The sequence below is a fragment of the Sphaerothrix gracilis Ecp01 genome (genome assembly GCF_030405905.1).
Taxonomy (GTDB): domain Bacteria; phylum Cyanobacteriota; class Cyanobacteriia; order Phormidesmidales; family Phormidesmidaceae; genus Sphaerothrix; species Sphaerothrix gracilis.
In genome coordinates, this window is record NZ_JASATW010000008.1 from 115,590 (window position 1) to 127,589 (window position 12,000).

The window sequence follows — 12,000 nt, forward strand, 5'->3', positions numbered from 1 at the left end:
GAACGGCTATCGATTGACTAATGGGTAAAGCCTCTCCTAAGTCAGGATGTGAGGGAGTGCACTTTTAGAACCCGTTAGAGCGGCGACCGACAGCAAAAGCCTACTGTTACTCGGTCCCGTCAGATGCACTCACATAGATAGATTGGCTGCGCTCCGGATAACTAGATTGACGACTGACAGCAATGTTTTTCTCCAAGATGAGCTTTAATAATGACAACCTGTTCGCTGAGTTTCATCTACTCTAATCCCTTGACAGATTGACTGCGTAATTACCGCCGTGCTTATTGAATTTGGGCAATGAAAAGAATTTTAGTCATAGAAGATGAACCTCAGGTTCGGGCCAATATTCAGGAAATTCTCGAACTCAATGATTTTGCTGTAATTACGGCAAACGATGGTAGGGCAGGCATACAGGTTGCCAAGCAAGAACAACCGGCCATCATCATCTGTGACCTTATGATGCCGGAGCTAGACGGATTTGAAGTTTTAGCCGCCCTGCGCCAGCAGCCTGAAACGGCCCTCGTGCCTCTTATCTTTCTCACGGCTCGCAGCGATCGCGCTGATATGCGCCGTGGGATGGAGTTGGGCGCAGACGACTATCTAACTAAGCCCTTTGAGCCATCTGAACTGCTGCGAGCCGTAGTGGCACGTTTGGAAAAGCAAGCGTCCTTGGTTCAGCACTACAGCGAGCAGGTAACAGCGGCCAAGAATCAGCTAGACTATGCCATGCATCACCATGCCATTACCGATCTGCCCAACTGGCTGGCGCTGCAGAAAGATTTCACCCAGTTGCAGAGCCAAGATCAACACGGTTCCCTGGCTCTCATCATCTTTCACATTCGCGAATTTAATGCAATTCGCACCAGTTTAGGGCAGACTTTTAGCGGCTTGCTGCTGAAAGATATTGCTTTTAGGATTCAGAGCTGCTGTCAAGCCTCAAAATTCAATATTCAATCTGTAAGCCATATCGAAGCGGATCTATTCAGCGTTCTATTAGATAATCAGCAGCAGGCTCAGCAGTTAGCTGAAAAGCTGCTAGCAGAGTTAAAGAAGCCCTATGACATCAACAATCATCACATCTCAATTGAGATACTGGTTGGACTGGCGGCTCACACGCAGGAAAGCGATGGCTTAGAGGCTTTGGTACGTCAAGCTGAGTCGGCAATTGCTCAGACAGCTAATTCAACCGTCGAGGCCGGCCAAAATGGCTCAAATTACTCCAGCTTGCTATCGACTCCGTTTTCTTTAGTTGACTATCTCAAATATGCGCTTGAAAAAGACGAATTTACCATTCACTATCAGCCCCAGGTCGATCTAAGGTCAGGGCATATCATTGGCGCAGAAGCCCTGTTGCGCTGGCACAATCCAGAGTTGGGCATGGTTTCCCCAGCCCAGTTCATTCCAGTCGCCGAAGAAAGCAATCTCATTGTGCCAATTGGGGAGTGGGTTTTAAGTACCGTTTGTGCTCAGCTCAAGCAGTGGCAGTCACAGAAGCTCAAGCCAATTACAATTGCCATCAATCTCTCGGCTCAGCAGTTCAAGCAGCCCGACCTTGTAAGCAAAATTTGCCAGTTTCTGGGGGAAAATGATCTCGACCCATATTTTTTAGATATAGAGCTAACAGAGAGTCTCTTAGTTAAAGACATTGATCTGACACTGAAGACTCTACATCAGCTCAAAGAGCTGGGAATCAACGTAGCAGTAGACGACTTTGGTACAGGATATTCTTCTCTAAGCTATCTGCAACGATTTCCCTTTGACACCTTGAAAATTGATCAGTGCTTTGTTCGCAATATTAACAGTAATTCTGGCAATATGGCTATTGTCAAAGCCATTATTCAAATGGCCCACAGCCTAAATCTCTCAACTATTGCTGAAGGCGTAGAAACGCCTGAAGAACTGGCCTTTTTAAGAAAAAATAGCTGTGAAGCCATTCAAGGCTATCTTTTCAGCCCTCCTTTAATGGCCAGTAGCTTTGAAAAAATGCTGCTTGCTGAGGCGTCCTAAAAGCGAGTGCAGTGCAGCTCTTCTCGCAAAACCGCGACGTCGCAGAAATTAGCTTTAATCCTATTTGGTGAATCCTCTTGTTTGCAACAGTCGCTTGCGGCGCTGACGGGCGATCGCCTGCAGATCGACGCTCCGATCGGTTTCATCGACAATTTCGCCCGTCAGCACCTCTAGCACATCTTCTAAAGTGACGACGCCGGAGACCCCTCCATACTCATCGACTACGACCATCAGATGCTCTCGGTTCGCCTGAAAGGTCTTGAGCAAACGATCGGCCCGCTCAACCTCAGGCACAAAATGAGCCGGACGCGCCAGTCTAGCCGCTGACTGCTCGCCTTGCCCCTGCACGAGCGCGGTCAAAAGCTCATACTTCAGCGCCACCCCAATTACATGGTCAATATCTGATTCAATAACTAAAATGCGGGAATGCTGCGAAGCAATAATGTCTTGCTTAAGACTAGCTAGGGCCTGATCTCCCGGAATATAGGTGAGCGCAACGCGGGGCGTCATCAGATGCTCTGCTGTCAAATCGTTGAGCCGAAAGACTCGCTGAATCATGTCGGCTTCGTCATCTTCAATCACGCCTGCCTGCAGACCCAGTTTAGCCAGCAGCTTGATTTCTGCTTCGTTGGTGATGGGGCGCTGGCTGCCCTGCGTAATGGGCGCAGTGATATGCTCTAGCAGCCAAACCAGTGGCGAAAAGAGCCAGGTGAGCCAGCGTACGGGCAGAGCTACCGTTAAGCCAATTGGCTCGGCATAGCGTTCACCGATGGTTTTAGGCACAATTTCGGCAAAGATGATGATCGTAAAGGTAAGCATTCCTGAGAAAATCCCTAGTAGGGTGTCTCCCAAAACGCTGCTTGCCATGCTGCCGATAACAATGCTGCCAACAATATTGAAAATATTGTTGAGAATCACAATAGTTGCAATTGGTCGGTTGACCTTTTCGCGGATGGCTAGCAACGCCGTAGCAGCGGGCTTCCTAGACTGAGCAATTTGTCGAGCTTTGAGAATTGAAATGGAAAGGAGAGCGGTTTCAGTCCCAGAACAGAGAGCAGATCCAATGATGACGATTAAAACCGCGATCGCAAGTTGCAGCATAATAAAGGCTATTCGTTAGTTAGCAGCTAATCTTGTCAGTCAGCACAAAATGAACATTCGTCAGGGTGAGGCACTGCTATGATTCTGCTAACTCCACTGTACGACTTTCAATCAGCGCTTTTATCTTTTCTCAATGAGTGAACCTGTTTTAGACGTTCGCAACCTCAAAGTCCAATTTCAATCTGATGACCAGGTAATTACCGCCGTCGATGACATTTCTTTTCAGGTTAACCGGGGTCAAACCTTAGGGATCGTGGGCGAATCTGGTTCTGGCAAGTCAGTAACCTCCCTAGCCGTGATGGGACTGGTGCCCAATCCCCCCGGCAAGGTTGTCAGCGGCGAAATCTGGTTTCACCCTGATGCAGCGGCAGCCGTCGATCTAAAAAGCCTACCAGAATCACAGATGCAGCGCTATCGAGGCGGTCAGGTCTCGATGATTTTTCAAGAGCCGATGAGTTCCCTAAATCCGGTCTATACCTGTGGTTTTCAGCTCATAGAGGCAATTCGGCAGCACCAGGATATTTCCAAAGCTGAGGCCCAGCAGCAGGCGATCGCCCGCTTGCAAGAAGTCAAGCTTTTGCCCAGTGACGAGGAGCTGCGCCAAAGCCTGAAACAGCAGGGTAATCTGAGTAATCACCAGATTTCTCAAGAAATAGAGCGTCGCCAGCGCACCCTGCTCAATCGCTATCCCCATGAGCTCTCTGGCGGCCAGCTCCAGCGGGTGATGATTGCGATGGCGATCGCCTGTAATCCCTCAGTGCTGATTGCTGATGAACCCACAACGGCTCTAGATGTCACCGTGCAGGCCACGATTATCGATCTGCTGCGGGAGCTGCGCGATCGCCGGGGCATGTCGCTGATTTTCATTACCCACGACTTGGGCCTGATTGCCGAAATTGCCGATCAGGTAATCGTCATGTATCAGGGCCAGATTCTAGAAGCTGGCTCGGTGTGGGAAATTTTCTCTAATCCCCAGCATCCCTACACTAAGGGACTGCTGGCCTGTCGGCCTCGCCCTGACCAACAACTCCGCTTTTTGCCCACTGTTTCCGACTTTATGGAGGTGGAGCAGACTGAAACAGGCGATCTCAAAATTAAGTCTAAGCCGCTTGAGGTGACTCAGGCCCTTAACCAGAATGCTCAGATGGAGGCAGGCGAAATGGGCGATCGCCTAGCGCGTCTAGAAAAGGAAGGCCCCTTGCTGACGGTGCAGGATCTGCGGGTAGGCTATCCCATTCGCGGCATCTTTGGTCAAACCCAGCGCTATGTGATGGCGGTCAACGGCGTTTCCTTTGAGGTTTACCGGGGAGAAACCTTTGGCCTAGTGGGAGAATCAGGCTGTGGCAAAACCACGCTAGGGCGAGCGCTGCTGCACCTGATTAAGCCCATGCAGGGGCGAGTGCTGTTTGATGGCCGCAACATCTATGACCTCAGCGCCAAGCAGCTGCGGCAGCTACGGCGCGACATGCAGATTATTTTTCAAGATCCGTTCAGCTCTCTAGATCCGCGTATCAGCATTGGTGCGGCGATCGCCGAGCCGCTGAAAATTCACGGCGTCATCAAAAGCAAGCGCAACCAGCGCGAGCGGGTTGCCTACCTTTTAGAACGGGTAGGACTGCCCTCAGACTGCATGAATCGCTTTCCCCATGAGTTCTCAGGCGGTCAGCGGCAGCGGGTTTGCATTGCCCGTGCCCTAGCGCTCAATCCTAGATTCATCATTTGCGACGAGTCGGTTTCAGCCCTGGATGTGTCCGTACAGGCTCAGGTGCTCAACCTGCTGAAAGAGCTGCAGGCTGAATTTAACCTCACCTACATTTTCATCTCCCACGATCTGGCAGTGGTGAAATTCATGAGCGATCGGATCATGGTGATGAATCAGGGCAAAATCGAAGAGCTGGGTTCGGCTGAAAAAATCTACCGCCAGCCCCAAGAAGCTTACACGCAGAAGCTAATTTCTTCCATTCCCCTTGGCAATCTAGAACGGATCAAAGAAATTCAAAGCGGGCGATCGCTAGTGAGCGGCTGAGCTGCGCTCATATCTTACCGGTCACAGGTGTCTAAGCCCCAAAAGTCTGTGACCAGAATCACAGTTTGCCTGTGATTTAATACATCTGCTTGACATATTTTTACGGGAATACTGGGTAGGCTTCCTGAAAATTTAAAACTAAAAAGCTGGTGTTCCTAACTTCTTTTAGGTGGTCAAGGTTTAACCTTGGCATTCAGCTTGGTTTGGCCTTTGGTGCCGTCACGTTACTGTTCACACTCCTACTCGGCATTGTTACGGGTCAACTAGCCCAAGCGCAAATTAAGCGAGATGTGGGACAAGAGCTGCAATATTTGGCTCACAGCATGTCGCGGGAACTAGACCAAGTCTTATTTGAGCGCTATCGAGAAATTCAGGTGATCGCCGGATTGGCGCCCTTTCGTCGGCCAGAAGCGTCCTCATCTGAGCAACAAGCCCTTCTAGAAACACTGCAAGGTAGCTATCCCGACTATTCCTGGATAGGCTTCACTGATCAACAAGGCACCGTTCAAGCCAGCACTCAGGGTCTATTACAAGGGCAAAGCGTCGCTGAACGCCCCTGGTTTCAGCAAGGACAAATTCAACCCTATTTAGGAGATGTTCACGAAGCCCAGCTTTTAGCTAAACTACTGCCTAACTCTGATTCTGAGCCTCTGCGCTTTGTAGATGTAGCTGCCCCGGTTCTAAGTCCGTCGGGCGAACTACAGGGCGTCTTGGGCGCGCACTTAAACTGGCAATGGGCTGAAAAACTCAAAGAATCTTTGCTCAATTCTCCCCACGCCCAGGGCAAAGAGCTGTTTATTCTCAGCGAGACGGGGCAGGTGCTTTTAAGCCCTGAGAATTGGGAAGAAACAGACCTCGATCTCAAAAGCATTGCTTTGGTTCAGGCGCAGCAAAGTGGTTATCAAGTTGAACCTTGGCCTAACGCTAGCGTTTACCTAACAGGTTATGCCCAGAGTCTGGGTAACCCGGACTTTCCAGGCTTACGCTGGATTATCTTAGTCCGGCAGCAAGCCAGCACGGCTTTTGCCCCCGCTTACCAACTGCGCCAGCGAATCTTGGGGAGCGGGGTTTTATTGGGAATCTGGACTGTTGCTCTGGGCTGGCTGATTGCGGTTCGCGTATCTAAGCCTATGCTCAAGCTGGCTCAGGTAGCCGACCAGATGCGCCAAGGGCAGCGAAATATCTTTATTCCCAATCTGTTGGGGACGAATGAAATTGCAAGGCTAGCAAAAGCGTTAAGCCAGCTAGGCTCAGATTTAGCTGAGCGGGAAGCCAAGCTGAAAGAAACGAACCAGAAACTGCAGCTACAGCTAAACCACAGCCTAAAAATGGAGCGATCGCTGCGTCGCGGTGAAGAACAGCTCCGGCAAGTGGTCGAAAATATCGATGATGCCCTGCTGCTGAAAGCTATTCATACTGGACAAACCTTATACGCCAATATCAGCTATAAACGGATTTCTAGCAGCCTGGCTCATAACGCAGATCAAGACTCTACGGGCTGGTTGGCATCAGTTCATGCAGAAGATCGAAGCCAGATTGCGCAGAAATTTCAGGCAGAACTTGCGGGCAAAGCGTTTTCTAGTAACGAGTATCGAGTTGTAAAATCCGACGGCTCTATTCGATGGATTTTAGATCGCTCTTTTCCGATTCGAGACGAGACAGGGCAAATCTATCGCTATGTCGTTATTAAACGAGATGTTACTGAGCAAAAGCATTCTGAAGAAGTTTTTAGAACGCTGACGGAAAGAACGGCGGCGGCGTTAGGCAAAAACTTTTTCTCTACCTTGGTTCAGTACCTATCAGAAATTTTAGAGGTTGAACATGTGCTCATTACTGAGCAAGTTGGTCAGCAGCTTGAAACCCTGGCCTATTGGTCAAACGGTAAGCTACAGCCAACTTTAATTTATCCGATTAAAGGTAATCCCTGCGATCGCGTCTTAGCAGAAGGCAGCTATATCTGCACCGAAAAGATTGCCGAAAAATTTCCTCAAAGCCCGCTTTTATCTCGTTTAGGCGCAAATGCCTATTTCGGCCTAAGCTTGACCAACACATCCGGCCAAGTTCTGGGACACCTGTGCATAGCCACCAGTCAAAAGCTGCCCCGTCCAGAACGCTATTCTAGCCTGCTACACGTCTTTGCAACGAGAGCAGCCGCAGAGCTAGAGCGGCAGCGCCTGCAAGAATGGCTCAAGTACGATGCTATGCATGACGTTCTAACCGGCTTGCCCAACCGCAACATGCTGATAGAACGCATTGAACTGGCGTTCAAGCGAATTCAGCGATATGCGAACTTCAAGTTTGCGGTGCTGTTCATCGATTTAGATCGCTTCAAGGCCGTCAACGACAGTCTAGGCCATGCGGCTGGCAACCAGTTGCTTCGAGTCATAGCAGAGAGACTTAAAGAAATTACTCGACCACTAGATCTAGCCGCAAGGCTGGGTGGTGACGAATTTGTGCTCTTACTGGAAGAAATTAATAGCTATCAAGACGCCATTCAAATCGCTCAGCGCGTGCTAAAAGCCATTAGAACGCCTGCCGTCATTGAGGAAAATGAAGTCGCTATTTCCGCCAGCATTGGCATCGCTGTTGGCTCCTCTGATTATGTAGACAGCTCAGATCTGTTGCGCAATGCTGATATTGCTATGTACCGGGCGAAAGATCAGGGCAAAGACTGCTACGAGATTTTTAATCCCACTATGCATATTCGCGCCATTAAGCAGTTGCAAATGGAGAATATGCTGCGCCAAGCGATCAAACAGCAGGAGTTCTCCCTGAGATATCAGCCGATTGTCAACTTAGCCACAGAACAGCTAGTCGGCTTTGAAGCTTTAGTGCGGTGGGAGCATCCCACACGAGGCATTGTTTCTCCGACTGAGTTTATTCCCGTTGCTGAAGAAACAAATCTAATTGTGCCTTTAGGCAAATGGATCTTGCGAGAAGCGTGCCGTCAAATGGTCGCCTGGCAAACTCAGTTTCCCTTTGCTGCCTCGCTCAAAATCAGCGTTAACCTGTCTGTGAAGCAGCTACGAGAAGCCAATCTAGTTCAAGAAATTCATCAAGTCCTGACCAGTACAGGCTTACCGGGCCGCAATTTAGCCTTAGAGATCACCGAAAGTATGCTGATGCAGAATGTTGAAGCCATGGGCAGGCTACTGCAACAGCTTAAAGATTATGAAGTGCAAATTAGCATTGATGACTTTGGCACGGGTTTTTCATCCCTGAGCTATTTGCATCAGCTACCGGCAAATAACCTAAAAGTCGATCGCTCTTTTGTCAGCAACTTGTTTAAAAGCCCTAGAAACCAGAAAATTGCTGAGACCGTAATTACGCTAGCCGATCAGCTAGACATGAATGCGATCGCCGAAGGTATTGAAACTCCAGAACAGCTAGAACAGCTCAAGGCATTTGGCTGTGAACTAGGGCAAGGTTATCTATTCGATGCGCCGCTAACGGTCCAGGCTGCCACGGAAAAAATAGCCGGTGTTTTGGCGGCAGCTTAAACCAGCCAACAGCTGAGTAGAGTAGAGAAATAACCGAGGCAGCCCAATGCCGTCCGGGGCTAGGGTAGACATGGTTTGTGATGGCAAAGGAAATACATTTCTCGCTTACTGGCGATCGCTAAAAAATACCCCTGCATCAGGGGATGAACCTAATGCAGGAGGGTGCTTTTCTCTATTAGCTTTTAATAAATGCTTTGCTTGACTGCCAAGCCCAACATTGCCAGCCTATCTAAAGCCAACGGCTGCCTGCCAGACAAAAGCCAGAAGTAGAAAGAAAACCGGAATCACAGGTAGGACATCCACCAGGGGATCAAACAGAGAATAAGCCTCAGGCAACTTTGCCAAGAGCATAACCGCTTCCATAGATGACTGACCTCTTCAACACAAGATTAATAATTGCGATAGATCTTAACATGAACTGCGGGCCGAAACTTTAAGGATTTACCGCTGCAGGCTGAAGCCAATGAGCAAATTCTTCCGTAAAGCGATCGCTCAGAATGGCAGCGCGGATGCGCTGGGTGAAGCGAATCAGCTCGGTGATGTTGTGAATGGACAGCAGCGTAAACGCCAAAATCTCGTGGGCGTGGATCAGGTGGCAGAGATAAGCGCGGGTAAAATTCTGACAGGTGTAGCAAGGACAAGCCGCATCTAGCGGCGTAAAGTCTTCTCGAAAGCGCGCGTTTTTCAAGTTCCAGCGATCGCCTGCCACCAAGGCGGCTCCGTGACGAGCCAGCCGGGTCGGTATCACACAGTCAAACAGGTCAATGCCAGCGGCGATCGCCTGAGCCATCTCTCGGTACGTCCCCACCCCCATCAAATAACGGGGCTTATCCTGGGGTAACAGCGGCGTCGTTGCCTGCACAATTTTCTCAATTAGCGCTGGCGGTTCTCCTACGCTGACCCCGCCAATAGCGTAGCCCGGTAGGTCAAAAGTGGTAATGGCCTGAGCTGACGCCTGCCGCAAATCCAAATGCACCCCGCCTTGAACAATGCCAAACAGAGCCTGATTCGGTTGCTGATGAGCCTGAACGCAGCGCTCTAGCCAGCGGTGAGTGCGCTCAGTTGCTGCCGCCACCGCCGCTTTTTCTGCCGGATAGGGAGGACACTCATCAAAAGCCATAATCACATCGGCCCCCAAATGGTTCTGAATCTCCATTGAGCGCTCCGGCGTTAGATGGATCATCCGGCCATCACGCGGCGATCGAAATGTGACGCCTTCATCGGTAATGGTGCGCATTTTGCTGAGGCTAAAAACCTGAAATCCGCCAGAATCCGTCAGAATCGGCCCCGACCAAGCCATGAACTTGTGCAACCCCCCAGCCCGCGCCACAATATCTTCCCCCGGCTGCAGGTGTAGGTGATAGGTATTTGCCAACACCATTTCAGCTCCCGCTGCTTGCAGATGTGCGGGTGTCACCGTTTTGACATTTGCCAGCGTGCCTACGGGCATAAAGCGAGGCGTATGCACTGGACCATGAGGGGTTGAAAAAATGCCGGCTCGCGCTTGTGTGTGAGAACAGCAGGACTGACAGTGAAATGAAAACAAGGCTGACAAAGGGCTAAACAACGAATGCTGCAGAGTAACAAAGCAAAAGGCTGCGCTGGAAGGGCACAGCCTGCAGATGAATTAAATTAACGCAAACCTAAAGTCGAGAGCAGCCGGAAAAACTCTATGTAGAAAAGTTATCGTCATCCATGCAGACATCCCAACTGGCTGAAAGCGCTTCTGCTACCATCGCCTCTAAAGCCGCAGCATTGAGACTGCGGGCTGTTTGCTCCTGTAGCGGGTTGGAGAGGGGAAACAAGCAAAAACGGCGACTTTCTTGGACAAGCGTAAGACAAGCTTGCTGTTCGTCAGAACGGCTGAGTTCTAGGTAGTCAAAGCTTTGAACGTTGATATAAAGCGTGTGGTTGGCAACTAAAGTAGACTGCTGCGGATCGTTGAAGACTTCTAAGACATAGCCTTCGCCTTCGCTGATTTGCTCGTCGTGCTGATAGATATAGCGGACGCGACCGAGGTCATTGAGTAACCTCTGCATGTCTATTTTGTTAACGACTACACCTGTGTCTACTAGACAAGGTGCAGGTAAACTTGTGTTGCCAATGGGGTCGTAGCTCATAAATTTGTAAGAATGCGGCGGCTAAATGAACTCGGCATTCAGGATCAACAATCTGTAAACAGGTCTAAATCCACGATAATCGAATTTTGCCGTTTGATCCCCTCTAAATAGAATTTTGTTAAGTGAGATACGTCAATTGTGGCAACTTTAGCGGGATGTCGAACTCAGCCAAAACACGGAAACTCCAGCTAGTTTTATACTTTGGTGAGCCGATTAATCATCCTTATTAAATAAGGGCTAAGTAGGCGACTAAATTATTTGTAGGATGGGTAAAGCTCTCCGGGCATAGCTGTGCTAAAGCGACAGCGTAACCCATGCGGGTGTTGGTTTATGGCCTCAGGTAAGGCTACGCCAGCGTTTCTCAACCGCAACCTACATTTACTCATGTTCAACTGCGCCTACTTACTTAGCGGCTGTGCTGAATTCAAGGTTTAACGATCTGCAAGCTTAAGTCTGCCGGGCAGTTGGCACTAGCGCAGCTAGGCGGCGCCCTTGTCTTTTATACGACTCTGCCGCTGCCTCAAAACTGGCCGCTAGATTTTTTGAGGATTGCTCGGTTTGCCCCCCTGATTGGTTTGCTGATAGGAGGTGGTTTAGGACTGGTAGATTTTGGCCTCTTGCAGCTAGGGCTGCCGCTGCTGACTCGGAGCGTCCTAGTAGTGGCTATTTGGCTCGCGTTTACAGGTGGGCTGCACCTTGACGGGGCTATGGATACGGCTGATGGCCTCGCCGTTCAAGATCCTCGGAAACGATTGACGGTGATGGCGGACAGCGTTACTGGTGCTTTTGGGGCGATGACGGCGGTGGTGCTCATTGGTTTAAAGGTGGCGGCTCTCAGTGAACTCGCCTTAGACCGCTGGCTAGCCTTGATGATAGTAGCGGGCTGGGGTCGCTGGGGACAGGTCTTAGCGATCGCCCTCTATCCCTACCTCAAGCCCACGGGTAAGGGGGCGTTCCACAAGCAACACATCCGTTTTCCCTGGGATTTGTTGCCGGGACTGCTAGCCCTAACGCTTTTGGGACTGGGACAGTGGGCGATCGTCCCCGACTTAGGTTGGCAAATCCTGGCCAATCATTTGGCGGGTTTAGCGATCGCTCTGCTGACGGGGGCCTGGCTCAACTACAGGCTGGGCGGACACACCGGCGACACCTACGGGGCCGTGGTGGAGTGGACAGAAGCCCTGCTGCTCTGCTGGCTAAGTCGCGGCTAGAAAAACAAGCACTAGGATAAAGAAAGATCTCTCAA

Annotated in this window: 8 protein-coding genes; 4 read left to right on the forward strand and 4 right to left on the reverse strand. The window is 50.2% G+C overall.

Going from position 1 to position 12,000, the window contains the following annotated elements; translation table 11 throughout:
- The first annotated feature begins 297 nt into the window (after positions 1-297).
- Positions 298-2,007, forward strand: a complete 1,710-nt coding sequence (locus QJQ48_RS10795; protein ID WP_346291238.1) for a putative bifunctional diguanylate cyclase/phosphodiesterase — start codon at positions 298-300, stop codon at positions 2,005-2,007.
- A 60-nt stretch (positions 2,008-2,067) separates the two neighbouring features.
- On the opposite strand, the gene QJQ48_RS10800 is transcribed toward QJQ48_RS10795, so the two are convergent.
- The gene (locus QJQ48_RS10800) at positions 2,068-3,108 is read right to left on the reverse strand and encodes a hemolysin family protein (RefSeq protein WP_346291239.1); all 1,041 of its coding nucleotides are present in this window, start codon (positions 3,106-3,108) and stop codon (positions 2,068-2,070) included.
- A gap of 133 nt (positions 3,109-3,241) precedes the next feature.
- Here QJQ48_RS10800 and QJQ48_RS10805 point away from each other — a divergent pair, with 133 nt between their 5' ends.
- Together QJQ48_RS10805 and QJQ48_RS10810 are read left to right on the forward strand one after the other, a co-directional pair.
- Positions 3,242-5,134: an ABC transporter ATP-binding protein gene (locus QJQ48_RS10805; RefSeq protein WP_346291240.1), complete on the forward strand. Its 1,893-nt coding sequence runs from the start codon at positions 3,242-3,244 to the stop codon at positions 5,132-5,134.
- 203 nt (positions 5,135-5,337) lie between these two features.
- Positions 5,338-8,634 (forward strand): bifunctional diguanylate cyclase/phosphodiesterase, encoded by a 3,297-nt coding sequence (locus QJQ48_RS10810; protein WP_346291241.1) that lies wholly within the window; start codon positions 5,338-5,340, stop codon positions 8,632-8,634.
- Between the two features lie 225 nt (positions 8,635-8,859).
- Here QJQ48_RS10810 and QJQ48_RS10815 read toward each other — a convergent pair whose 3' ends face one another.
- The 3 genes from QJQ48_RS10815 to QJQ48_RS10825 all read right to left on the reverse strand — a co-directional run bounded on the left by QJQ48_RS10815 (position 8,860) and on the right by QJQ48_RS10825 (position 10,754).
- Complete coding sequence (locus QJQ48_RS10815; protein ID WP_346291242.1) at positions 8,860-8,997, reverse strand: photosystem II reaction center protein K; 138 nt, start codon at positions 8,995-8,997, stop codon at positions 8,860-8,862.
- Between the two features lie 70 nt (positions 8,998-9,067).
- Positions 9,068-10,189 carry a tRNA guanosine(34) transglycosylase Tgt gene (gene tgt / locus QJQ48_RS10820; RefSeq protein WP_346291243.1) on the reverse strand — a complete coding sequence of 374 codons (1,122 nt, stop codon included), beginning with the start codon at positions 10,187-10,189 and terminating at the stop codon, positions 9,068-9,070.
- 115 nt (positions 10,190-10,304) lie between these two features.
- Positions 10,305-10,754: a hypothetical protein gene (locus QJQ48_RS10825; RefSeq protein WP_346291244.1), complete on the reverse strand. Its 450-nt coding sequence runs from the start codon at positions 10,752-10,754 to the stop codon at positions 10,305-10,307.
- A gap of 464 nt (positions 10,755-11,218) precedes the next feature.
- Here QJQ48_RS10825 and cobS point away from each other — a divergent pair, with 464 nt between their 5' ends.
- Entirely contained in the window at positions 11,219-11,965 is a 747-nt protein-coding gene (gene cobS, locus QJQ48_RS10830) for an adenosylcobinamide-GDP ribazoletransferase (protein WP_346291245.1), read from the forward strand.
- Positions 11,966-12,000: the final 35 nt, after the last annotated feature.

Bases quoted from the DNA above. Each gene is read 5' to 3' on its own strand.
- QJQ48_RS10795 (WP_346291238.1), top strand. From the start codon at position 298: ATGAAAAGAATTTTAGTCATAGAAGATGAACCTCAGGTTCGGGCCAAT.
- QJQ48_RS10800 (WP_346291239.1), bottom strand. From the start codon at position 3,108: ATGCTGCAACTTGCGATCGCGGTTTTAATCGTCATCATTGGATCTGCT.
- QJQ48_RS10805 (WP_346291240.1), top strand. From the start codon at position 3,242: ATGAGTGAACCTGTTTTAGACGTTCGCAACCTCAAAGTCCAATTTCAA.
- QJQ48_RS10815 (WP_346291242.1), bottom strand. From the start codon at position 8,997: ATGGAAGCGGTTATGCTCTTGGCAAAGTTGCCTGAGGCTTATTCTCTG.
- QJQ48_RS10825 (WP_346291244.1), bottom strand. From the start codon at position 10,754: ATGAGCTACGACCCCATTGGCAACACAAGTTTACCTGCACCTTGTCTA.